Origin of the sequence: uncultured Mobiluncus sp., from assembly GCF_963511525.1 — a bacterium.
Classification (GTDB): domain Bacteria; phylum Actinomycetota; class Actinomycetes; order Actinomycetales; family Actinomycetaceae; genus Mobiluncus.
In genome coordinates, this window is sequence record NZ_CAUPIY010000010.1 from 15,039 (window position 1) to 38,035 (window position 22,997).

Annotated in this window: 17 protein-coding genes; 10 read left to right on the forward strand and 7 right to left on the reverse strand. The window is 58.5% G+C overall.

Annotation, left to right across the window (positions count from 1 at the left end; genetic code table 11):
- Positions 1 to 75: 75 nt before the first annotated feature.
- The 4 genes from RQ935_RS07675 to RQ935_RS07690 all read right to left on the reverse strand — a co-directional run bounded on the left by RQ935_RS07675 (position 76) and on the right by RQ935_RS07690 (position 6,110).
- Positions 76 to 1,590 carry an aminopeptidase P family protein gene (locus RQ935_RS07675; protein WP_311497870.1) on the reverse strand — a complete coding sequence of 505 codons (1,515 nt, stop codon included), beginning with the start codon at positions 1,588 to 1,590 and terminating at the stop codon, positions 76 to 78.
- 114 nt (positions 1,591 to 1,704) lie between these two features.
- Positions 1,705 to 2,211, reverse strand: a complete 507-nt coding sequence (locus RQ935_RS07680) for a transglycosylase (protein WP_311497871.1) — start codon at positions 2,209 to 2,211, stop codon at positions 1,705 to 1,707.
- Entirely contained in the window at positions 2,211 to 3,806 is a 1,596-nt protein-coding gene (locus tag RQ935_RS07685) for a DEAD/DEAH box helicase (RefSeq protein ID WP_399532258.1), read from the reverse strand. Before RQ935_RS07685 ends, RQ935_RS07680 begins: the two co-directional genes overlap by 1 nt.
- A gap of 120 nt (positions 3,807 to 3,926) precedes the next feature.
- Entirely contained in the window at positions 3,927 to 6,110 is a 2,184-nt protein-coding gene (locus RQ935_RS07690; RefSeq protein ID WP_311497872.1) for a cell wall-binding repeat-containing protein, read from the reverse strand.
- 79 nt (positions 6,111 to 6,189) lie between these two features.
- Between RQ935_RS07690 and RQ935_RS07695 the strand changes: the two genes are divergently transcribed.
- Positions 6,190 to 6,813 (forward strand): ferritin-like fold-containing protein, encoded by a 624-nt coding sequence (locus RQ935_RS07695; protein ID WP_311497873.1) that lies wholly within the window; start codon positions 6,190 to 6,192, stop codon positions 6,811 to 6,813.
- 6 nt (positions 6,814 to 6,819) lie between these two features.
- On the opposite strand, the gene RQ935_RS07700 is transcribed toward RQ935_RS07695, so the two are convergent.
- Positions 6,820 to 7,041: a DUF3107 domain-containing protein gene (locus RQ935_RS07700; protein WP_311497874.1), complete on the reverse strand. Its 222-nt coding sequence runs from the start codon at positions 7,039 to 7,041 to the stop codon at positions 6,820 to 6,822.
- Between the two features lie 129 nt (positions 7,042 to 7,170).
- Between RQ935_RS07700 and RQ935_RS07705 the strand changes: the two genes are divergently transcribed.
- Together RQ935_RS07705 and RQ935_RS07710 are read left to right on the forward strand one after the other, a co-directional pair.
- Positions 7,171 to 10,581: a PD-(D/E)XK nuclease family protein gene (locus tag RQ935_RS07705; protein ID WP_311497875.1), complete on the forward strand. Its 3,411-nt coding sequence runs from the start codon at positions 7,171 to 7,173 to the stop codon at positions 10,579 to 10,581.
- Positions 10,578 to 14,153, forward strand: coding sequence for an ATP-dependent DNA helicase (locus RQ935_RS07710; protein WP_311497876.1), 3,576 nt, complete (start codon positions 10,578 to 10,580; stop codon positions 14,151 to 14,153). Before RQ935_RS07705 ends, RQ935_RS07710 begins: the two co-directional genes overlap by 4 nt.
- Before the next feature lie 303 nt (positions 14,154 to 14,456).
- On the opposite strand, the gene RQ935_RS07715 is transcribed toward RQ935_RS07710, so the two are convergent.
- Positions 14,457 to 15,527, reverse strand: a complete 1,071-nt coding sequence (locus RQ935_RS07715) for a macrolide 2'-phosphotransferase (protein ID WP_311497877.1) — start codon at positions 15,525 to 15,527, stop codon at positions 14,457 to 14,459.
- A 252-nt stretch (positions 15,528 to 15,779) separates the two neighbouring features.
- Between RQ935_RS07715 and RQ935_RS07720 the strand changes: the two genes are divergently transcribed.
- The 7 genes from RQ935_RS07720 to RQ935_RS07750 all read left to right on the forward strand — a co-directional run bounded on the left by RQ935_RS07720 (position 15,780) and on the right by RQ935_RS07750 (position 20,269).
- Entirely contained in the window at positions 15,780 to 16,853 is a 1,074-nt protein-coding gene (locus RQ935_RS07720; RefSeq protein ID WP_282921931.1) for a CpaF family protein, read from the forward strand.
- Complete coding sequence (locus RQ935_RS07725; RefSeq protein ID WP_311497878.1) at positions 16,846 to 17,733, forward strand: type II secretion system F family protein; 888 nt, start codon at positions 16,846 to 16,848, stop codon at positions 17,731 to 17,733. The genes RQ935_RS07720 and RQ935_RS07725 overlap by 8 nt, the downstream gene beginning before the upstream one ends.
- Before the next feature lie 3 nt (positions 17,734 to 17,736).
- Positions 17,737 to 18,648 (forward strand): type II secretion system F family protein, encoded by a 912-nt coding sequence (locus tag RQ935_RS07730; protein WP_295028314.1) that lies wholly within the window; start codon positions 17,737 to 17,739, stop codon positions 18,646 to 18,648.
- A 30-nt stretch (positions 18,649 to 18,678) separates the two neighbouring features.
- Positions 18,679 to 18,864: a hypothetical protein gene (locus RQ935_RS07735; protein WP_295028316.1), complete on the forward strand. Its 186-nt coding sequence runs from the start codon at positions 18,679 to 18,681 to the stop codon at positions 18,862 to 18,864.
- Positions 18,865 to 18,946: 82 nt separating this feature from the next.
- Complete coding sequence (locus tag RQ935_RS07740; RefSeq protein WP_295028318.1) at positions 18,947 to 19,303, forward strand: TadE/TadG family type IV pilus assembly protein; 357 nt, start codon at positions 18,947 to 18,949, stop codon at positions 19,301 to 19,303.
- Positions 19,300 to 19,764, forward strand: coding sequence for a pilus assembly protein TadE (locus tag RQ935_RS07745; RefSeq protein ID WP_311497879.1), 465 nt, complete (start codon positions 19,300 to 19,302; stop codon positions 19,762 to 19,764). The genes RQ935_RS07740 and RQ935_RS07745 overlap by 4 nt, the downstream gene beginning before the upstream one ends.
- Entirely contained in the window at positions 19,754 to 20,269 is a 516-nt protein-coding gene (locus RQ935_RS07750) for a pilus assembly protein TadG-related protein (protein WP_297587596.1), read from the forward strand. Before RQ935_RS07745 ends, RQ935_RS07750 begins: the two co-directional genes overlap by 11 nt.
- Before the next feature lie 12 nt (positions 20,270 to 20,281).
- Here RQ935_RS07750 and RQ935_RS07755 read toward each other — a convergent pair whose 3' ends face one another.
- Positions 20,282 to 22,996: an FtsX-like permease family protein gene (locus RQ935_RS07755; protein WP_311497880.1), complete on the reverse strand. Its 2,715-nt coding sequence runs from the start codon at positions 22,994 to 22,996 to the stop codon at positions 20,282 to 20,284.
- Between the last annotated feature and the right edge of the window lies 1 nt (position 22,997).

The window sequence follows — 22,997 nt, forward strand, 5'->3', positions numbered from 1 at the left end:
GGCGTGCGGGGTCACGGGGAATCTCGTGAGCTTCAAACAGAGCCGGAGCCGTCCGAACTCGGGACAGTCGCGGCGCTATTCTGCCTGCACGCGGGCAATCCAGGATTCCACGTCAGCCACGGTGCGGGGGATATTCTGTGAGATACGCTCGCATTTGCCGCCGGGTCCCACCAAAATGTCGTCCTCGATACGCACGGAAATGCCCCGATACTCCGGGGGAACTGCCAAGTCGTCTTTTCGGAAGTACAGTCCGGGCTCGATGGTGAAAATCATGCCGGGTTCCAGCCTGGCCCCGTTGTACATTTCGCGGCGTGCCTGGGCGCAATCATGAACGTCAATGCCCAGGTGGTGTGAAGTGCCATGCACCATCCACCGGCGGTGATACTGACCGTCCTCCTGCAGTGATTCCTCCCAGGAAACCGGTAGCAGACCCCACTCGTCAAGCCTCTGCGCGATGACGCGCATCGCGGCGCTGTGGACATCGGAGAAAATACATCCCGGCTGATTCGCCTGGTCAAAAGCCGCGTCGGCAGCATCCAGGACCGCTTGATAAACGCGACGCTGCACTTCATTGAAATGACCATTAATCGGCAGGGTTCGGGTGATGTCCGCGGTGTAAAGCGAATCGAGTTCCACTCCGGCGTCGATCAAGATGAGATCGCCTTCCCGCACCACACCATCGTTGTTGATCCAGTGCAGGGTAGCGGCGTGTTCCCCGGAAGCCGCAATGGTGTCATATCCCAGGCCGTTACCGACTTCCCGAGCCCGCGCTCCAAATGCACCTTCTACCACGCGCTCGCCGCGGAAATGTTTCACCGCCCGCGGGAAAGATCGAATCGCCTCTTCAAAGCCTTCCTTGGTAGCGGCGACAGCCTTGCGCATCTCCTCGATTTCCCAATCGTCCTTAGTCAGGCGCAGTTCAGAAGTTGCTTCTTCCAGTAAATTGTCCAGGTCCTTGGCGGCATCGGGGTCAATCCCAGCTTGCTCGCGAACCTGATTCACCACTGCCGCGGCCTGGGAATCGGAGGTAGAAATCATCGCAATCTGGACCTGACCAGCATCTTTAGCCAATAAATCGGGCAGTGTCTCCAGGTGGGCACAAGGAATCCCACACATGCGCTCGAACTCCTCCAGCGAGGGACGCACCCCAACCCACAGCTCGCCGTAACGCGAATCTGCGTAAAACTCCTCAGAAGCGCGTGACGCGCGAGGACGGAAAAAGACGGTGGCGGTGTGGGTTCCTTCGCCTTCACCGGTTTCACCTTCCCGAACCGGGTTCAAAACCAATACGGCATCGGGAATCAAGTCAGTTCCCAAGCCGGTCAGGTGGGAAAACGCGGAGTGCGGCCGGAATCGATAGTCACAGTCATTGTTGCGCACCACCAGGGCACCAGCAGGAACGACCAGCCTCACCCCTTTAAACTTTTCCCCCAGCTTCACGCGGCGGCGCAGCGCGTAGGGGGCAGCGCTAGACCGTTCGTAGCCATCGGTGGGACGCGGACCCCAGTTCTCGCCGATAAACTTCTTAAACTCTTTGGACTGGGGCTGACGGGAGCGGTTCTTGCCGCGGGTATCTTTTTGATCACTCATGCCCTCAAGTCTACGCGCTCGGCGGCAACCCGCGGCTGTTTTCCCGTTCACCATGACTGATATCCCTGTTCGAGCGTCGTCCTAGGCCCGGCGGGTGACAGGCGTGTGGTGCGATTAGGGCAAGTCCGGGGCGGAATCCTCAGGGGGAACTTCGTCAGTCGTCGCGGCGGATTCTTCCACGGCTTCATCCATTCCGTGCAGAGGAGCGGCTTCCTCGGATTCGTCAAGGTCGGGGGAGGCCTGCTTCGCGGCCGCTTCCGGGTCTTCCGGGGGCTTGCGAATTAAAGCGTTCAAAGCTGTGCCGACTAATCCGGCGAGTCCGATGCCGATTATGAAAGTCCAAATGACCCGGTTTCCGCCATTTTTGCCCAGGTCGGAAAACACAAAGAACTTCATCAAACCGGCAATCAGTGCTGCGACAAAGGAGATGACATACAATCCGCCGGGTTCGCGATGCACCAGGGCGCGCACCAGGGCAATGACTCCGCCCCAAAAACCGGCTGCCAACAGGCAAGCCCCAACGGTCTGGGTATTTTCTTCAGCCGAGAGCATCGAGAGGATGCCCAATCCTATTAAAGCGCCAAAAATGACACCTTCATAGGGAGAAAGGTGATCAATCATCAGCGAACCCCCTTACCTTTTCCAGCCTTGTCGGACTTGTGACGACGAGTGCGTTTACGTTGACGTTCTTTCTTTGCAGATTCCTCGGCGGCCCCGCGATCCGCGGGTTTTCCGCCGTCTTTGAGGCCGTGCTTCTTTTTGTTGTTCTTGTGCGGACCGCGGCCCTTCTCAGATTTCCGGCGTCCTGAACCGGAGCCCTTCCCGCCACGGCGCGACCCGAAACTGCCCGGGTCGCGTCCACCCAAATCCTCCAGTTCTTCGGCTTCCAAACCGGCGCGAACCCGTCGGGACCGCGGCAAGTTTGCGGTAGCGTCCGTGGGAATGTCCAGGTCGGAATAGAGATGTGCAGAGGTATGGTAGGTCTCTCGCGGGTCGGGAAAATTCAAGTCGAGCGTCCGATTAATGACTCGCCACCGCGTCAGGTCCTCCCAGTCCACGAAGGTGATGGCGCTGCCTTTGTTGCCGGCGCGAGCGGTGCGCCCAATGCGGTGAATATAGGTCTTATCGTCCTCGGGACATTCATAGTTAATCACGTGGGTCACGTCATCCACGTCTATGCCTCGCGCCGCTACGTCGGTGGCAACCAGCACGTCCACCTTGCCGTGACGGAAAGCCCGCAAAGCCCGCTCTCGTGCATTTTGACCCAAGTCACCGTGAATCGCGCCGGTGGCGAAGCCCCGTTCGGAGAGATCGTCAGCCAACCGTTGGCAAATCCGTTTCGTGCGGGTAAAGATAATCGTCAAGCCGCGACCTCGAGCTTGCAAAATCCGGGCGACGACTTCTGTCTTGTTCAGGGAATGCACCCGGTACACGACTTGTTTGACCTGCCGCACGGTCTGTGAAGAATCAGTCGGATCGGCGGCACGGATATGCGTGGGCTGGAACATGTAACGCCGCGCCAGAGCCACCACCGGGCCGGGCATAGTGGCAGAAAACAGCATGGTGTGGCGGCGCGAGGGAATCTGGGAGATGAGTTTTTCCACGTCAGGCAGGAAACCCATGTCCAACATTTCGTCGGCCTCATCCAAAACTAAGGTCCGCACCCGCCCCAGTTTCAAGGTGCCCTGATTCATCAGGTCAATCAGACGTCCCGGAGTGCCCACCACTACCTCGACGCCCTGGCGCAGCGCGTCGACCTGGGAATCGAATCCGACCCCACCGTAAATCTCTAGGATTCGGGCAACTCGATGGGTCGCTGCTGCCCGAATCTCCGCCGCGACTTGCTTCGCCAGTTCGCGGGTGGGCAGGACCACCAAGGCTTGCGGGGCTCCAGAATCCGGAATCTCGTCCCAGCCTTCATCGCCGGGACCGATAATGTCGTGCAGGATCGGAATGGCGAATCCAAGAGTCTTACCGGTGCCGGTTTTGGCCTGACCGATAATGTCCTGGCGGTTCAACGCGACCGGCAAGGTCAGGGCTTGAATCGGAAACGGATGAATGATGCCTTGATCACGCAAAGCCGCAACGATTTCGGGTTCCACATCAAAATCGGCGAAAGTTTTGTCTTGGTTCGCTTCCAAGTCATTAATACCGGTGATGTCCGCCGCGGCTTCCTCGTCAGTTCCCGCGGTTTCCAAGGTATTTTCGCTCCTCAATGTGTATCTTCCTTATCGTTGTCAGTGCTCAAAAGTCGTTTGCCTATATCTTTCATTGTAAACCGAGCCGGCTGGAGGATGTGGTTTTCCTGCCTGGTTCACCATTTCGCAGGCAAAAGCCTAGAACTCGGTGACATTGTGGTTGACATAGTCTGGCCATTCCAGCGCGCTGTGTAAGGTTTCTTCACAGATTGCGGCGTATCCGCCCAGGGCCGTTACTTGGAAGGCGTTGAGTTTCGCCAAGGTGTGCATGGTATTTTTGTCCAGGGCTCCGCATCCGCGTGGCACCAGCAAAATTGGCCCGTTGCGCAGGTGGCCTCCCGAAACCGCGTCTGCAAACACGTCTCCGCGAGCTAGGTAGGCGTGGGTTGAGGGCTGCAGACGCGCGGATTCCAAAGCGATTTCCCGCGAGGTTTCGTAGCGGTTCTGGCCTCCCAGACGGGTTGTCGCTTTGCCATTGGCTACGTTTTGCAATACCGCGTCCGACACGGCCGCTGGCCCGCCCAGGGCCACTACCCGGTCTACCTGCAGGTCTGTCGCCAGTTGACGGATAGTGGCGATAGCGGGGGAGGACGAATCGACCAGGACGATAGGTCCGTCTCCCAAGGCGGCTCCGGTCAGTGCGTCCGGTGAGACACTGCCGCCCGGTCCGTAGGCGTTGGCAATATAGAGAGAATTTGCTTTCGAAAAGGCTCGGCGGGCAATCATCACGGAAGTATCGACTCGATTGGCTCCACCAATCCGCAAAGCGGCGTGCCCCCCGGCGAGTTCATAGAGCCGAGCGTCTGAAATAGCGCCGGTTCCCCCCAAAGCCGCCACTTGCTTGGGTCCCAGAGCGCGCAGAGTCTCGGAAATGACCGGGGACACGGGAGAGGTGTCGGGAGGGACCAACAGTACCGGGCCATCCTTGAGAACTCCACCAACCAGGGCATCAGCGAAAACATCAGACCGAGCCAAGTAAACCACCGCGGGGCGTGAGTTTGATAATTTGGCGATGGCAGCGGAAGTTTCGAATCGATCCGCTCCGCCAATCCGGTCAGCGTGCAGGTCAGGGATGTGCGGGCGGGGATCCAGCGAGTTAATCACCCCGTCTTGATCTGCGTCGCCGTTGGGGTCGGCGGGCCAATCGGAGTTAAACAGGTTTATCTGGTAGCTGGTTGAGGACGGGACCGGTTGACAGTTTGGAGCGGTGCGGATGTTAGAAATACTGACGGTATAGGGCGCCACATTGTAAAAGTCGGGAATAATCAGCTGATTCAGGGGAACTTTGAATAAAATCGTGTCATATCCGCCGTATTCCCACGGCGTTAGATTGGGGTCGACCCCGGGTTCTGAACGGTGAATGACCTGCAGCGGAATATCTCCCGCGGGGCCGCTCACACGGACCTCGGCAGCCCGCAAATCGGCGCACTGACCCGAGTAAGACCAGCGGGACACATTTTCGCCCGCTCCGGTAGGCAGGATACGGGAAGGGAAATACCCCGCCGCTGGCCACGCGATGCTCGGCGGCTGGTGATTCGTGGAATCCCAAAAACTGGGGTGGACGGGCCTTCCGGCGCCCTCATAAGTCGTGTCGAAAAGCTGGATAGAAGTGGCGGTAGGGCCGGAGGTTCCGATAGAAACCGCTCCGATAGCAGCGTTTGCCTGAACCGGCGAAAACATCTGGAGCCGATGCCCCAGGTTGTCATTGGTGTTCGCGGTCGAGGCTTCGGTGATATATCGCAAGACTTCCGTGGCCGGGGTGACGATACCGTCCAACCGGGCAATGACCCCAGAACGCGAGGCGAGTTTCACGTCCTCGTTGAGGCACACCACGCCCGGAACAGAATCGGGGGCTCCTGAGGCGATTGGGCCTGCCGCAGCGGTGAGGGCTGCTGCTTGTGCCGGACCTTGTGGAGCGTAGTGGGCAGGCAAACTGACCGGGGCGAGGCGATTGAGCGAGCGGAAATAGTTCCAGGTCGAGAGCATTTTTTGGACAGCCTCAGGCTGTGCAGTGCCGGGGGTACACGAAGAGATAACCGTCCCGGAAGAAAAGGGGGTGACTTTGTCTGCTAAGTCCCACAAGGCCTCAAACTCGGCGCGAGCCACCGTCTCACTGTTCCCCGGTGCCGCTTGTGCCGCGGCAGGCTGGCCCGGCACAAAAGTTGCTTCGGGGCTACCCGCTGCCAGCCCGGTCGCGGCCAGCCCCACAACTGCCAGCGTCACGCCGGCCCGCCGCCGCAGGCGGCTATCGCCCCAAAAGCGAGCGGCATACCGATGACGAGCCCCGGCTGGTTCCAAGTTCAGAAAAAAAGAAATCCCCATTCCCCTATTTTGACAACTTTTCTAGGCACTGTCTTGAGTTTCGCATGCCCTACCGCAACGCAGCGCCTAGAATGAACCTATGGAAATTTCGGAAGAACGCACGGCACACATGCTGGGTTTGGTGGCTTTCACGCGAATTACGGCGTACGCGAGGCTGGCTCGGGATGTGTCCCAGACCACCGATTTTGCTGATCAGTTGGCGTTGGCGCGGATGGGGGTTTCGTTTGTGACCGCCATCGATGATTTGGAAGCGTTTGCTAACCGGCGAGGCTTAGATTTGGCGGATTTGACCCAGCCGTACGTGGGATTTTTTGACGATATGGAGCTGCGAACCCGCCCGCGTGACTGGTGGGAACGCATGGTGAAAAGCTATATTTTTGTGGGGATTTTAGCGGATATGGAGAATCTGGCAGCTCAGTTCGTCGGGGCTGACATGATTGAAATTCTGGGGGTTTCCGGGTCTGCAGGACTGACCCAATGGGTGCGGGCACGGCTGCGTGACGGAATCGCGGCTGACCCGACGGTAGAGTCGCGCCTGTCCATGTGGGGGCGTCGCGTTGCGGGAGAGGCCGTAGCCGGGGTCAGAGCTATCCTGGATGCTTACCCGCTGCTCCTGCCCGCAGGCGTAGAGGTCAACGACAAGGTCGAGGAAATCCAAAAGCAGCATTCCCGCAGGATGGAAGACTTAGGTTTGACTTTCTAAAGGAAATCAGATGGCGAAGCCAATCCGGTTTTGACGCTCCGGAGCAAACTCGACATAGGCGATGCTGCCGGCATTGATGAGGGTGTGCGACTCGCGCTTGTCCACCAAATCAATGATTTCCCCTGTGGCGATGGCATCTTTGAGCAGATTTTGCAGTTCCTCGGGGGATTTGTCAATATCGAGGGCGATTTCGCGCGCTACGGATTTCATTCCGATTTTGATTTCCATTAATTTTCCTTTCCGACTGTCCTTTCATTCTAGGGGTTTTGCCCGGTGAGCGGGAATTATGCGCTCGAAGAGAGAGCGAGTTTGATAGTCTCCAATTTTCGCCTTCGGGGGTGCTGATACTCTCAGGGTATGGAGATTTTCGATGACTTATCGCGCCGAGTTCGCCACTCGCTTAATGACGGTGAATCTGTGCTTGTGGCAGGCGTTCCGGCTAGCGGGAAAACCACGCTTTTAGCCCAGCTGCTAGTGGATAATCCCCGAATGTTGGTGTTGAGTCCGAACGCGGGTACCGCCCGCCGGTTGAGCGAGCGAGCCTTAGAGATTCGGGCGCAATCTGAGGATCCGCACTGTCCCATGGGTGCCAGCAAAGGTTTCGTGGCGGAAATCTTTGCACGTTTCAATCAATGGCGCAGAGAGGGAGGACTGCCTGAGGTTAGACTGGCCACCGATGCTGAGGTGATGGTCCAAATCCAGGATTTTCTGGCTGAAATGCCCCTCGAAGAGGAGCTGCGTTCAGCCCTGGAAACCCAAGGTTTCCGCCGCGATTTGGTGGACGGGATTTTCCGCGTCCGGGCTTTTGCTGGCGGGGCCTCATCAGACCCCGCACCACCGGCGGTTCATCCCCTAGTGACCCAGCTCATTCAGGCCATGCAAACCGACCGGGAGGCCCAACGCCTGCAGGCTCGCCAATCTGCTTGGCCCCTGGACACGGCTTCACTTTTTGAGGAATACCTCTTGGCGTTGAAGGCGGGAGCCCCGGTTCCGGAACTGGTGGGAGTCGATGATCTGCAAAACTTCAACGGGCTGATGATAGACATCCTGTCTCTCTGGGCGACGCATGGAACCGCCCTCGTGGCCTGTACCCTGCCGGAAACCTGCGTGAACACCTATCGCGGGGCCAGTCCGCACTTGTGCGAGAGACTGTGGCAACAGTTAGAGACGATTCCCGGCAAAACCGTCACCGAGATTCTGCTGAACCGGGAACACGTCCCTGCACCGTTGCGCCGAGTGTGGCGTACAGCCGTGAATCGCTTGGGAGTACACGGCATCAGCGCACGCTTGTGGAACGCTACGGGGGAGTCCTCCCCGGACTCGGCACAGCCAGAATCAACCTGCGTTTCGGACTGTCAAGACCACGTTATCTTGGTGGAAAAGCCCACCGACACGGCCCAATACCGAGAAATCGGAACGCTCCTGCAAGACGCCCATATTTTCTCGGCCCACCCTCTGAATTATTCTCAGATGGCAGTTCTGACCCGTTCTTCCCTGGAAGCCCGGCAAGTCGCGGAAGTCTTGGAGAACATGGACATACCGGTGGTAGTTCCGGGGGCCGGAGCCCAGCTCAACGAAGGGCGTCTAACCCGCTGCCTGCTTCAGATGATACAGGCAGTTTGTGTGGAAACCCCTGACCAGGTAGGGCTTTCGGACCTGGATTTGGTCGGATTGCTTTCTTCTGCCCTCGTGGGCTGGGATGTGTGGCGAATGCGGCGACTCGACTCTTTCCTGCACGACCTGACATTGCTGCCTCCGGGGGAAGTCGGGGACGGTGAACAGCGGTCCCCCTCCGCAATGGAATCCGAGACTGTTGCTGATGATGAGCAAAGCGAGTCCGACACAGTTGGAATCCTGCCTTACATCCGTCAGTTTTTGCGTACGGTGATTTCCGGTCAGGATTTCGCGGGGCGCACACTGGCTGAGATTACCTCCGAATCCGCTGATGCGAACCAGCTTGTTGACCTGGGGCAAGCGCTCCAAGCGGGATGGCAGCAATGGAAAGCCGATCCGGGATCGGTGCAGCTGCTGCTGTGGAAACTGTGGGATGGTCTGGGACGTGCCGAAATCCTCCAGGCTCGAGCCCTGCAGCCCGGTTTGGTGCCCATGGTGCGTTCCACCCTGCAAATTGACCTGGATTTGGTGATGGATTTGTTCAAAGCGGCGGACTGGTTCGAGGCTCGAAATCCGGGCCAAACCGCGGCGGACTTCGCACAGGGGATGTTGGCTCGCGATCTTCCAACCGGCACCGTTGCCCCTCATCATCTGGTGCGAGACGCGGTCACTGTCGTGTCAGCCGCAGCCGCTGTCTCACAGCACTGGCCCCTGGTGGCAGTGGTGGGACTGACCGACGGAATCTGGCCGACGTTGCATTGGCCGGGTTCAATTTTGGGTACTTCCATGTTCGAGCTGGATAATCACGGCGACCCCGCAAGCTCCAGCAGTGCCGGTTACCTGTGGAACTGGCAAAACGAATACCGGCATTTCTTTACCGCCCTGACACGTTGCACTGAACGTTTAATTTTGGGCACCACCGTTCAAGACGGAGTAGGACGTTCCACCTTCCTCACGCCGCTGGTACAAACTTTGCAGTTGGAGCCGAAACAGCATCGGCATCTGCCTACGAACCTGCGTGACTTTGTGGCTTACCTGCGCGCGGCCTGCTTGGGTGGGGAAACCAGTTGGGGAACTCCCACTATCGATGCCCCTACCGCCGCGGGGCTATTGGCGAAATTGGCAGCGGGGGAATGTCTTGCCGCTCACCCGGACAATTGGATGGGCGTCTTGCCGGTTAGCGGAGCCACTCCGGAATCCACCGAAGTTCACATCTATGCCTCAGGCCTGGAACGTGCCTTGGCAAATCCTTTGGATAATGTGCTGAGCTGGTCAGGCTACTCTAACGACGAAGATGATCCTTACGCGTCGAACAAAATCGGAAACATTGTTCATACAGCCGCCGAAATTCTGGGACGCAGATACTGGTGGAAGGACCACGGGCCGCGGGACGATCTGGAGTATGACCAGGTCCTGACCGAACTGCGCGAGGAGACGCGTCGTCTGCTGGGACCCCTGACCGGAGACACCTGGATGGAATGGAACTTCCGTCGCCGAGTCGAAACCTGCCTGGTGCCCCTGGCGACTTTCTTGGTCAATCATCAGTATCCGTCTCTTTTTGAGGTGTGTTATCCCGGTCGGTTGCCAGCCAGTTCCGGGGCCGGCGCCCTGGTGTACAACGCCCGTATCGACCGGGTGATGTTTGCACACGGGCAAGTCATCTTAATCGACTATAAGACCGGAGCTCATTATAAATTCAGTGCTGCAAAGGTGGCCGGCAATCTGCAGTTAGCTCTCTACCAGGCGGCCTATAACGCCTCTGCGTTAGGCCAGCAGCATCCCTGCGATTTGGCGGAAATTGTCGCCCTTCTGGTGCCACCGGATTCGGACGCCCCGCTTAACCCCCAAGGCATCGAAGAACCGCGAGATCCCAAAATCTGGGTACAAAAAGCCCTGGTGCCGGGAACGGAAACGATTACTCTCCCCAAACGGTTCTCCGCTGAACAGCGCCAGATTCTGCTCAATCCGCTGGCCTGGCTACGCGGTGAAGCTCCGGGAGCGCCCGATCCGGAAACCATGCCGTTGCGGGACTATTTACAAGACCGTGTGGACTTAGCAGTGGAGGCGTTCAGCGGACCGAATTTGTCACGAGTTGAATTCCTCGATGCTTGGGGCGAAGGGGATCCTCTCGGAGTGGAAGTGAGAAAACGATGACTACGTCCAAACAAGTGAAAGAACTGTTCTCAGCGGCTGACCTGGCTACTTTGACGGGGGCTAATCCGCCGACCGAGGAACAATCCGCGGTAATTACGGCTCCGCGGGGACAACTCCTGGTGGTAGCCGGGGCCGGTAGCGGGAAGACGGAAACCATCGCGAACCGGCTGGTTTACTGGGTCATCAATGCTGGTATTGTTCCTGAATCCATCCTCGGTTTAACCTTTACTCGCAAGGCAGCGGGGGAAATGGCGGCCCGTTTCGCGTTGCGTCTGGAACGCTTCGCGAGTCTCATGGAGTCAGTGCAAAATCGGCAGCAAACTGCGGAGGTTACCGCGGTGTTAAAAGCCGCAGACTTTGACCTTGACCAACTGCGCCAACGTTTCGATACTCTCGCTCAGCGGGGCATGACCCCGGAACTGCTGCGCCACCCGGTCAGTGTCTCGACATACGATTCCTATGCGGGAACCCTCCTGACCGAATTCGGCACGTTAGTCGGGCGTGAATCGGGTTTCACCACCATCACTGATGCCGCCAGGTACCAAATCATGACTGACGTAGTGCAAAGCTGGACGGGCGCGCTGGGGGTGAAACGCGAAGGTGAAAACACTGAACATCTGATAAAAAATCTGCTGTCCCTGGCTAACGATACGAATTCGCATCTCGTAGATTTGGCTGAGATGAAACAGACCTACCGTTCCTATCTGTCTGTTGCCGAACACCTGCGTGATTCCGAAGGTTCAGAACTCAACGGGACAGCATTGCGCCATTTGAATACCATCCTCAATACTATGGAATTCGGACGTAACGCCACAGGAGTCATCCAGGCTTTCAACGAACGCAAACAGGAACTCATGATGGCAGACTTTTCTGACCAAACTCGGGAAACGGTTCGTTTGGTCGAGCAACTGCCGGTCGTCGGGGAAAGTCAGCGGGAGAGATTCCAGCTGGTGTTCCTGGACGAATTCCAAGACACCTCGGTGGCTCAGATGCGTTTTCTCTCGGGAATTTTCCGCGATTGCGCGGTTACCGCGGTGGGCGATCCGAATCAAGCCATTTACGGTTGGCGAGGGGCTTCCGCAGCTTCGATGGAGGACTTTGGCGACATATTCTGCTCGGATCCGCAACAGCTGCTCACCCGAACCTTGTCGACTTCATGGCGCAACGACGAAGTCATCCTCAAAGTCGCTAACCGCATTTCTGCCGAACTGACCACGGCTCCTTCCCCGGGCGCGAGTGGGAAAGCCCGCCGGAATCAGGGTCTCCAGCCCTCCGCCAGTAAACCTCTGCGGGCCCGACCGGGAGCGAGCCCCGGCATCGTCTACGGAATCCAGACATTGACCGACATTGAGCAAAGTCAAGCGGTGGTGAACTTTTTCCGATTATGGCAAGCCCAGCGAGTCAAGCTGCAAAGTGAGGGGACACCCACCGAGAAGTTGCCTACTGCCGCCATACTGTGCCGTGCGAAAAACGCTATTCCTAACTTGTCTGAGGCACTGCGCCGAGCTGGAATTCCTTATCAAACCAGGGGCATGCAAGGTGTCTTGGAAGATCCGGGGGTACGTTTGGTGCGGGCCGCTTTGGAAGTCACTGATGATCCTGAAAAAGGTGCCAGCCTGCTAATTTTGCTTGATAGATATCGATTGGGATTGAGCGATATTCAGGCAGTGGGGCGAAATCCGCACCGTTTCACTCCTTACCAGATTGTGATGGAGGGCGGTGCTGAAGTCTCCGCTGAGGCTGCCATGCGATTGGAAAAACTGCGTGGAATTCTCACGGAACTCAAGGAGAACGCCGCGTTCGCAACCCCCTTAGTGTTGACGCGTTTGGCGCATCGACTGCTCGATTTGGATATTGAGCAACAGCTGCCTGGCTCCCCGTGCCAAGCTGGGGCTTATGTCGAGTTCTTAAACCTGGTTCGTGATTTTGGGCGGATTCCCGGGGCAACGTTGAGTGGATTTCTTAACTGGCTGAGTGCCGGGGAACAAGAGGAAGCCAGCTTCGCTGACCTGGACTTCGAGGTTGATAATGCGGCGGTTCAGATTATCACCATGCACGCCGCGAAGGGCCTCGAATGGGATTGGGTGGCCGTCCCGAACCTGAACAAAAACACTTTCCCCTCCAGCAAAGGCGAAATATGGGCGATGCGACGCGACGTTCTGCCCTATCCACTGCGCAGCGACCGGGCTCATCTGCCCGAGCTGGAACTGAAAACCCAAACGGTTCTGACCGCGAAAGGAAAAGTGTCATCGAAAAAAGGTCTGCTGGAGTCATATCGGGAAGAGGCTGGCCAATACACCCTGCGAGAAGAGTCTCGGTTGGCCTACGTGGCTTTCACCCGTGCCAAATCACGGCTGCTGCTGGGACACTGCTGGTTTGAGCGGCAAACCAAGACAGAACGTTTGCCCAGCAAGTTTTTCCTGGTGCAACAAGACCCGCACCAACGCATCTTCACCGATGCTGATGTCGCGGGTGGGGCGGACGGGCCGGACGTCATCCGACAAGACCCATCCGCTGCGCCGAGCGTGCAGACCTCGGGGGAAAGCACAGCTGAAGCCCAAAACCTGCTGACTCCGTTCAACGCTGAGACGTTTGCACAGGAGGCCACCCGATTGGGAATTGCGCTCCCCAGCGTCGAATGGCCTGAAACCGAAGTCACGTCCATCCCTGAAAAAACCGAAAATCCGAATCAGGACCGATTCGAGGGAGGCGTTTGGCCGGCCCTGCCGTGGACCCAGACTCGCCAGGACTTGGCTCATGCGTATCAAGTTACCGAGGATGCTCTGGCCAGCGGCATATTTGCCGACGGAGTCAGTCAGGACGCCGCAGAAGAAACGGAGCGCCGCTTGAGTCAACTGCTGCACCAGCCGCAAACGCGCCTGGGAACGGGCGATTTGCTGGGACGAATTTCTGCCACCGGGATGGCGCGTTTGGCGCAAGACAGCGAGGGGTACCTGCTCCAACGCCTGCGTCCCCTACCGCAGGAGCCCAGTGCGGCGGCTCGTTTGGGAACCTATATGCACGCGTGGATTGCCAGCCAGCTCGAAAACGAAGACGCGCTCATTTTTGATGCCGGAATGGAAGACGGGTTCACTCCAGACCAGCGCAAGCTGCTGCACAAATGGCAACAGCATTACGCTGACCTGGAACTGCTGCGGCGCCTGCGCCGTCCACAAGTCGAATTCGATGGTGAACTCTATGTTGGGGAAGGGGCTGGCGCCGTGATTCCGCTGCGAATCGACGCGCAGTTTGAGGAGGTGCAAACCGGGAAAATCTGGATTCTCGACTGGAAGACCGGCCGGCGCCCGACCCCGAAGGACTATTCTCAGTGGCTGCACCAGCTGGGAATCTATCGCCTTTACTGGTTACAGGCCCATCCCCAGACCCCCGCGGAAGACATCGTGTGTGCCTACGTGTTTCTCAATGAGGACGACCCGGAGCGCCAATTGCTCACCCTTCAGGACATCCTCGACGAGCTGGGCATATCCGACTACAGTCAGGATCTCTTGGTCAGTAACTTGACGGACCGTGGAAAGGAGGCCGACGAAGTTTTAGAAAAGTTTGGATATTGAGGCCGCCGCCGGATTGCCCTAGACGCGTGCCGTCCCCGGCTTCGCGGAGGAGGGGACGGCAGAAGGACGCGGGGGCCGCCCCGGTCTCGTGTCACTCCGAGGAAAACGCCACCTGAGAATGAGGAAGAGACGAAGTCCTATCCCAGTCTCGTGCCGTTGAGGAACGGTAGAGAAAGGCTGGTCAGGACGGTGTCCGGAGCGGTTCGTCCCGGTGTTGCGGGGAAAACCGGGCGCGCGTATCCAGGTCTGCCCTTACCCGATAAGTTCGCCCCGGTGTTGAAGGAAAACCGAATCTACCCGGCCTTAGGCTTCATCCGGGGGCAGTGAGGAAACCTGGGTATCTGACTCCGCGGCAATCTCCGCGGTACGCTCGGAGGGGGTTTCGCTCCCGTCTAGGCTACGGTCAGGAATGCTGGTGGTCTGGTCCTCGTAGAGAGGGCGGCCCGTTAGTGACAGATCTCCCTCCAGCCGCTCCAGCTGCTCGTTCAACAGATCTTGGGCATCGGCAATTATCGAGGCATCTCCCTGGTCAACCCCCCAATTGAGCCAATTGACCAGAGCCAGCTCAATATACAGGTCGGTACGTTGACGCAAGAACGGGTCTGATCCCTCCGCGCGTCCCAAATGGTACGCGTCAAAGACTAAGTCCACGGCCTCATCCGTCAGTTCAGAAGCAACCCAGGACAAATCCTGCGAGGGGTCGCCCACGCTGACCTCGGCAAAACCGGAAATCCCCAAAATTCGGGAATCCGCGACCAGGACATGCTGGGGTTCCAGGGAGCCGTGGACAAACGTGGGATGGAAATGCCACCAGGCATCTTCGTCAAGGGCTTGTTCCCAACGAGCCTGCAGAACCGGGGGAACCAAACCGGTCGCGACCGCTCGGGAGAGGTTTTTGCGCAGGTCCGCACGGATATCATCTACGCTGGGGGTGGGGAAGCCCACGTGAGCGACCAGGTTGGCGGGAATCTCGTGTAGCGCCGCGATGGCTTTGCCCAAGGCGCGCAACAGGTCCGGATCCTCTGCCAGCTCGTTGAACTCCAAGGGATTGCCTGGCAACTGGCGATAAACAAAGATAGAGGTCCCGTCTTTCGAGGTGGCGCTACCTTCGATACGGGGAACATCAAAAGGAAGTCGGTGTGCATCGCGGTAATTGGCCAGCATGGTTAAAATCTTTTGCTGCTTGTCCAGAGCCACCTCCGCATCCACATGCTTAGCGCCGACGATACTCCACCGGGCTGAGTGATTATCGAGGACACCGACCCAGCGAAAATCAGTGTCTTCGCCCAGCGGTGGGCACAGGGACTCAACCTCAAGGTCTGGAACTGCCACGGTGGCCAAAGCCGCCAAGGTCAGAAAATCGGTATCGCTCATCTCTCAATTTTATGTCACCCTGGGGGACAAACCGTCAGACCGCTCCGGAAAGCCGGAAATCTGGCCATTTAAAGCCCCGCCTGCGGCGGGGTGCGTGACCAGCCGGGAAACCTACGTCGATTTTTGGCAAAACTATGGCAAACCTCAGAAAAACCTGAAGATTACATGAATGTAAGATGAGAATTTACCGTTTTGAACGGGGACCCTTGCACTATAGCAGTAAAAAAAGCGTTTAAACTGACCGTAATTGTATTGGCTCTCAGACGCGAGGGAGTTGTCGACTTGGGCTTAAGTTACGGGAAGCTGCAGCCGCTGATGGACGATCCGGCGGTGGAAGAAATCTGGCTGAACAGTCCTTCCCAGGTGTTTTGTTCCCGCGATGGACAAGCCCACCTGACCAACCTGTTGCTGGCTGAAGACGAGGTGGAAGCCCTGGTGGAGAGGATGCTGAGAGCTTCGGGGCGGCATCTGGACTTTGTCAACCCCTGCGTGGACGCCACCTTGGAAACCGGAGAACGTTTGCACGTCGTCATTCCGCCCGTGACAGCCACCTGGTCTATCAATATCCGTAAGCACAGTGCGAAAGCGGTGCGGGTGCGGGACCTGGTCCGGCTCAACATGATGCCCGCGTGGATGGCTCGTTTTCTGGCCGAAGCGGTGCGCATCGGCCTGAATATCGTGGTGGCCGGGCCGACCCAATCGGGGAAAACCACCACGGTCCGTGCCCTGTGCGGGGAAATCCCTCCTGACCAGCGCGTCATCACTTGCGAGGAAGTGCTGGAACTGAATCTGAAAGCCCCGGACGCGGTGGCGATGCAAACCCGGAACGCTTCGATTGAAGGCCAAGGCGAGATTACTCTGCGAGATTTGGTTCGAGAAACCCTGCGGATGCGTCCCGACCGGCTCATTATCGGGGAGGTTCGCGGTGCTGAAAGCCTGGACATGCTCATCGCTCTGAACTGCGGAATCCCCGGCATGTCCACGATTCACGCCAACACCGCCCGCCAGGCGATTACGAAACTGTCTACCCTGCCGCTGCTGGCGGGAGAGAATGTGACCGCAGCATTCGTGGTGCCGACCGTGGCGGGAGCCATAGACCTGGTGGTCCAGTTGCGCGGAACCTGGCAGGGCAGCCGGGCTGTGACGGAAGTGTTGGCTTTAGACGGGACCCTGCGCGACGGTCAGGTCGCGGCGCACCCGCTGTACAGTGCGCCACCCGATGGTGCTCAGCCAGCCAAGAACCCCGCGGATTTCGATTTTCTTTCCGCCTTCGGTTCTCGGGCCAGCCAGTTGGCGGCTATCTGGCGGGAGACACCCCATGACTAGCTCCCTATTGACTCTGGCGGCAGCCCTCAGTGCGGTTTCCGGGATTTTCCTGGTGACGTTGGTGCCGAGACGGCATTCGGCGCACCGAGAGAACTCCCTGAAACGCTATTGGGCACAGTGCCGTACCCGCTTCAACGACATCACCGCGGTGAGCGGAACACGCATTGGGTTGGAACAGTTCCTGGCGCTGTCCCTCCTGGCGGGGGTATCGGCAGGGATTTGCCTCACCCTGGTCACCGGACTGGTGATGGTTGGGTGGTTGGCCGGGTTGCTAGCCGCGTATCTGCCATTTTTGGGACTGCAGAGCAAACTGCATTCCGTGCAGGGTCAGCGCGGCAAAGCCTGGCCGAACCTGGTGGATAATCTGGTTTCCGGGGTGCGGGCTGGGCTGAGTTTGGGTGAAACGCTCCTGGAAGTCGCCGCCCGAGCCCCAAAGTCGCTGCGAGTGCCTTTTGCCCATTTCGCGGCCGATTATCGAGCGGGCGGTAACCTCGATGCCTCCCTAAAAATTTTGAAGCATGAACTGGCCGATCCGGTGGGGGATCGTATCGTCGAAGCATTGCGTTTAGCTGCACAAGTGGGGGGCAACGACTTGGTAGTTCTGTTGGAGGATTTGGGCGCGATGCTCCGTGCGGAGGAACGAACTCGTGGGGAAGTGCTGGCACGCCAATCTTGGACCGTGACCGGGGCGCGGCTGGCTGCCGCTTCCCCATGGATTATCTTGACACTGCTGTTGAGTCGTCCGGGTACGTTAGAGGTGTATTCCACATCGGTCGGCTCCATGATTTTGCTGGTGGGGGCGTTAGTTTCGGCGCTGGCGTACATTTTGATGCTGCGGCTGGGATGCCTGGAAGTCAGTCCGCGCACGATGCGGGAGTAGACCGTGGAGAACTCTTTGACCTGGATTGTCGGCAGCCTCGCTATCATTGCTGGGAGTGGGCTTATCGGGGTATGTCTGGGGCCCTGGATTGGTCAAGGCTCCTTTCCGACTTGGCGAATCACTCCTTATGTTCAGGCCGACCTGACTGTGATGGCGGCTTCTCGCGGTGCTGGATTGCCGGATGGCTCTTTCCTCCATAACGGCTTGACCAGGTTTCTCACGTTTATCAGTCCCTCCAAAGATTCTGTCGAGCGCAGACTGCAACTGGCAGGTTTACCCAGGGACGTGCGCGGATTTCGTCGCTCCCAGCTGCGATGGGCCCTGTCTCTGGGAGGCGTGGCGGTGATCGTCAGCCTCCTGGGATTTTTGGGGAAAACCTTGCCGATTTTAGGGGCTTTCGTGATGTTGACCTGTTTTGTGTTGGCGGGATTACTGATTCCCGATTATCGGCTTACGGGCGTGGCGCGGCGTCGCCAACTGCATTTGAATCAAGAACTGCCCGATGTCATCGAGCTGTTGGCGCTGGCGGTGGGAGCCGGGGAACCTCTCTATGGAGCTTTGCACCGGGTATCCGCCCGCTGCACCGATGTCGCCGGTCAGGAGTTGGAAAAAATCTTGGCCGCGGCTGATAACGGAGACTCTTTGGCCCCCAGTTTGACCGCAGCTCGAGCCCGCAACGATTCCGAAATCCTTGCGCACCTCATTGATGCTATCGTTTCCGCGTTGGAACGCGGTTCTCCCTTGGCGGGCGTGCTGCGTTCCCAAGTGGCGGATTCACGAGCGGTGGCGCGAACCCAGTTACTCACGGAGGGTGGAAAGAAAGAAGTCCTCATGATGGTGCCGGTCGTGTTCTTAATTTTGCCGCTCACCGTGGTTTTCGCTCTCTATCCCGGGTTGGTAGCTCTGCAGCTGTAAATAGTCAAAAAAACAATCGAAAGGAAAAACATGCAAAAACTCCGCGCCTTGCGAAAATTTGTATACACCCGCCTGCAGGCCGAGGACGGCGACGTTCCCGGCTGGGTGATGGTGACCCTGATGACCGCGGGTCTGGTGGTGGCTCTGTCGGCGGTAGCCTTGCCCGCTTTAACGAATCTGTTTAACGATGCCATAGCCCATGTCTCGGCTCTCTGAGTGCCGAGTATCCCGCAGTCAGCACTTGTGGCCGCGTTGGCGGGGGGAGTCCGGTTCGGAGCCGGCCAGTTTCGCTCTCGTCATGCCGCTGGTACTGATTCTGGTGCTGGGGTTGATGCAGCTGGCTTTGGCCCTGTGGGTGCACACGACTTTGATTGATGCGGCCGGGGCAGGGGCGCACGCGGCAGCGCTGGCGGGTGCCCCCGCGAGCGCCGCCGATGACACTGTACGCAGTGTTCTTGCCTCGACTTTGGGTCCCGACTACGTGCATACGGTCAGCGCCGAGCGCGTGACTCTGACGACGCTCAGCGGCCCCTACTCCACCTCAGACCTGGAAGTAATGGAGGTACGGGTGAAGGCTCCTATGCCGGTTATTGGCCTGTTCGGAGCGGGGGACTTGACCGCGGTGGGGCACGCGGTAATAGAGGAGGGGCCGTGAGGCGCGGGCATCATCGAAAAGCATCGAGGTTGGTGCAGCGGCTGGTTCGTGAGGAATCCGGCGAGGCTACCTTAGAGTTTGTGGGCATCACCATGATGCTCCTGATACCGCTGGTGTACCTGATTTTGGCTTTCTTTCAGATTCAATCTGGTCTGTACGCGGCCGAGGCCGGGGCAGCCGGAGCGGCGCGTATCCTCACGCTGCATCCCGAAACAGGGGTCAGTTCGGCCAACTTGGCGGTGCAGATGGCGGCCGCTGACCAGGGATTACCGGCGGGACAGGCCCACTACACTCTGGACTGTGTGACTGGACCGTGCCCTGCCGCGGGTTCGCGCGGTATCGTCCACGTTAGTGTGGAAGTCCCCCTGCCGCTGGTGGGAACGATGCTACAGGGTTCCTTTCCCGCTTCCTTGCCGCTGAGCGCGGATCATCCGATTCAGTGGGGCGAGCATGGGGCTTAGGAAATGGCACAAGGACGGTGCGGTGCTGCATCGGCTTTCCGCCCGGTTCGACCGTCTCGGTGGTGAGGACGGCCGCGTCATGCTGTTGGGGTTGGCTGCTTGCGTGCTGCTCTGTGTGATTATCCTGATGAGCATGGCGCTGTCCGGGGTTTATCTGGAACAGCGGCGCTTGCAGCGTTTGGCAGACCAGACCGCATCGATGGCAGCTTCCAACATCGCGGATGCTGCCTACTATCAAAATGGAATTGTTGACGGCGTCCCCCTGGAAATCGAACCGAATCACGCCTCGGAACGCGCTGCCGAATACCTCTCAGGGGCGGCAATAGGCACGAACTCTGGCTTGCAGGGAATTGACCTGGTTGACGTAGATGTGGCTTCGACCCGGGTACAGGTAACTTTGCAGGCCACCGGCAAAATTCCGCTGGTGGTTCCGCTCATCAGTTCCCTGACCCAGGTCGAACTCACAGCTACCGGGGCGGCTTCGCTAAAGGCCAGCTTCGGCTAGCCGCCCGCCCACTCAGTCGTGAGCCAGCGCCTCGACCGGCGTGACCCGTGCTGCTGCCCGCGCCGGACCAATCGAAGCCAACAGCGCCACCACGATGGTCAGCGCCGCGGCCGCGATAGCTAGCGGAGGTACCACAATAACTTGTGCGGAGGCCAGTTCCGTCACCGGCAGGGCGTTGATGCCGGCTATTGCGTAACCCAAACCGGCTAATACGCCTACGACCAGCGCCCCGAGGGCCGTCAACAGCGCTTCGATAGCGAGCATTCCTTGCAAACGTCCCTTCGTCATGCCCAAGGCGCGCAGCATCCCATTTTCTCGCCGGCGTTCCATCACCGAGAGAGCCAAAGTGTTCGCCACTCCAACTAGCGCTACCAGGACTGATACCCCGAGCATCGCGAAAGCGCCCCACATCAACCCTTGTGTTATCTGGGTAAACATGGCTCGGTCGGGCGCGGAACCGTTGATGTAGGCGTCCTGCTCGGAGGCGGCCGGAATATCCGAAGCGAGCTGCTCAATGTCAGAAAAGCTGCAATCCGGAGAAATCCGCATCAGCAGAACTCGAGGCGCCAGCACCGTGGCATTACGCTCAAGCTCCTGGTCGGCGTCGGTTTGTGCCGGACGAACCACCTGGGTGGAACTGGCCAGGCCAGCCAAATCCTGGGGGTTCACGGACACGAAATCCAGGGGAGTTTTCTCAGCCGTGAGTTTCAGCACTTTCTCTCCGCTGCGGACGGCATAAGGCTTGCCTACTTCCTCATCGCTCAACATTGGAATTCCCACGTGGCCGGGAGCAATCACGGGAATGCGGCTGTGGGATATGGTCGAGAAATCCTTAGATTCCAACAGCATTTCCTGAGTATCCGCGTCGGGGTCACAAGGCTCGTTCGTTGCGGCAACGATACAGCCGCCGTTTTCGTCTTGGGTCAGCTTTTCCGGCTGAGACAATAATTGCTGGGTTTTTTCGTACTCGTCCCAGGGAACAGCGCTGCCCAGCAGCCCATTTACGGCGATGGTGTGTTCCAAACCGGAAGTGGCTTTCACGTTGGCGATGGTGGATTGGCTCAGCGGTTCGCCCTCCGAAACGAGTTGCAGGTCTACCGGAGTATGTTCGTCGATGATTTTTTTGCCGGTAGCGTCTACCGAGGCCGCCCCGACCAGCAGCAGTACCATCAAGGTAATACCTAAGGTCAAGGCCGCGCCGGTAGCTCCGGTACGCCGCGGGTTACGACCCGTATTTTCCGCCGCTAAACGCCACGTCACCGCCGCGGGGGAACTGAAAACACCCAAAGCGGAAGTCACGTAGGGCAAAACGATGGAAGTCAGCACGACCAGCCCCAGGAAAGAAATCATTCCGGCAAACATCGCGGTCAGGAAGAAGTTGGAGGTGTAGGTATCCATGTCTCCCTGCTCCGAGACGCTCGTCATCAACTGATGGTTCTTCAGGGTGGCGTAGACCATGGTGGCGGTGCCGCCAAAGAACAGAATGGAACCAAAAATGGCGCGAACCGTCCGGTGCTTGCGCCGCCGGCTGAGCTTGTCTTCCGTCGCCAGAGCCTCAATCGGGGTGACCTGGGCGACCCGGCGGGACGGGGCAAACCCGGCCAGGAAAGAAATCACGGTACCGCAGAGGAATCCCGCCAGCAGGCTTTGCCAGTTCAAAACGGTGAATGCCTGACCCCAAGTGTCGGCGAGGTTGGCAATTCGGCACGCTATGGCCGAAAAAATCACACCTGCCAATACCCCAATCATCGCAGAAACGGCGCCTACCAGTAACGTCTCACGGGCCACCAGGGAACGGAGCTGACCGGAGGTGGCACCGACCGCTCGCAGCAGAGCCAGTTGGCGCCGCCGGCGGGCAAACAGCACGTTGTAGGTTACTGACACGACAATAATGGCGGTAACGCCAGCTATGAGCGGGAACACCAAGGCCAACACGAGCAGGACATCTTCCCCGCCCATCATGGTATCCACGGCACGATCCAAGTATTGATCCGCGGTGAACACCTCATAGTAATCTGCGTCGGCAGTGTGGGAGGTCAACTGTTTCAGTTCGGCCGCGGCAGCTTTCAGGTTTGTGGAGCCGACCCCCGAAACCAGCAAGATGTCAGCCAAATAATCGTCCCCAGCCCAGGCTTTCACCAGGGAATCGGAAACATAGGTGGAGGGGAACGCGCCGGGACGGGCTTTATAGATACCGCTGACCTTGAGTGGCACCGTCTTGGTGTCATCGGTGGCAAGATCGTAGATTCCTGCGTTGAGGGTATCCCCGACTTTAACCCCGAGAGTCTTAGCGTTGGACTGCTCGACACCGATTTCAGTTTCAGAGCTGGGGCGCTTTCCCTCCACGACCGAACTGGGGTCGAACACGGGATTGCCCAGCCCCAATACCGAGGCAGACACGGTTTTGCGATTTGCGGACAAATCCACGCTCATGGCAGACCGGGTCAGGATTTTCCACTCCGGGTGAGCCGTATGGGCTTGATCCGCGACCTTTTGCAGGTAGTCCGGTTCGGGTCCCTCACCGTCGTAGGGAACTCCGTTGGGAGCCTTGACAATCAGGTCAGCACCGGCAGCTTCCTCCGTAAGGTTGCGGGCCAAAGTCATCTTGAGCCCCTCAGTCAACCCTAGGCAGGTCAACAGAAACGCTACGGCCAAGGCAATCGCCAAGGCAGTGGCGGTGTAGCTTTTCACGTTCTTGCGCAAATCTGCGCGCAGAATTCCTTTCATC

What these genes read in the sequence shown, in the direction of transcription:
- RQ935_RS07675 (WP_311497870.1), bottom strand. Translation starts at nt 1,590, where the DNA reads ATGAGTGATCAAAAAGATACCCGCGGCAAGAACCGCTCCCGTCAGCCC.
- RQ935_RS07680 (WP_311497871.1), bottom strand. Translation starts at nt 2,211, where the DNA reads ATGATTGATCACCTTTCTCCCTATGAAGGTGTCATTTTTGGCGCTTTA.
- RQ935_RS07750 (WP_297587596.1), top strand. Translation starts at nt 19,754, where the DNA reads ATGGGGCTTAGGAAATGGCACAAGGACGGTGCGGTGCTGCATCGGCTT.
- RQ935_RS07740 (WP_295028318.1), top strand. Translation starts at nt 18,947, where the DNA reads ATGCCGCTGGTACTGATTCTGGTGCTGGGGTTGATGCAGCTGGCTTTG.
- RQ935_RS07705 (WP_311497875.1), top strand. Translation starts at nt 7,171, where the DNA reads ATGGAGATTTTCGATGACTTATCGCGCCGAGTTCGCCACTCGCTTAAT.
- RQ935_RS07735 (WP_295028316.1), top strand. Translation starts at nt 18,679, where the DNA reads ATGCAAAAACTCCGCGCCTTGCGAAAATTTGTATACACCCGCCTGCAG.
- RQ935_RS07725 (WP_311497878.1), top strand. Translation starts at nt 16,846, where the DNA reads ATGACTAGCTCCCTATTGACTCTGGCGGCAGCCCTCAGTGCGGTTTCC.
- RQ935_RS07710 (WP_311497876.1), top strand. Translation starts at nt 10,578, where the DNA reads ATGACTACGTCCAAACAAGTGAAAGAACTGTTCTCAGCGGCTGACCTG.
- RQ935_RS07715 (WP_311497877.1), bottom strand. Translation starts at nt 15,527, where the DNA reads ATGAGCGATACCGATTTTCTGACCTTGGCGGCTTTGGCCACCGTGGCA.
- RQ935_RS07695 (WP_311497873.1), top strand. Translation starts at nt 6,190, where the DNA reads ATGGAAATTTCGGAAGAACGCACGGCACACATGCTGGGTTTGGTGGCT.
- RQ935_RS07700 (WP_311497874.1), bottom strand. Translation starts at nt 7,041, where the DNA reads ATGGAAATCAAAATCGGAATGAAATCCGTAGCGCGCGAAATCGCCCTC.
- RQ935_RS07690 (WP_311497872.1), bottom strand. Translation starts at nt 6,110, where the DNA reads ATGGGGATTTCTTTTTTTCTGAACTTGGAACCAGCCGGGGCTCGTCAT.
- RQ935_RS07755 (WP_311497880.1), bottom strand. Translation starts at nt 22,996, where the DNA reads ATGAAAGGAATTCTGCGCGCAGATTTGCGCAAGAACGTGAAAAGCTAC.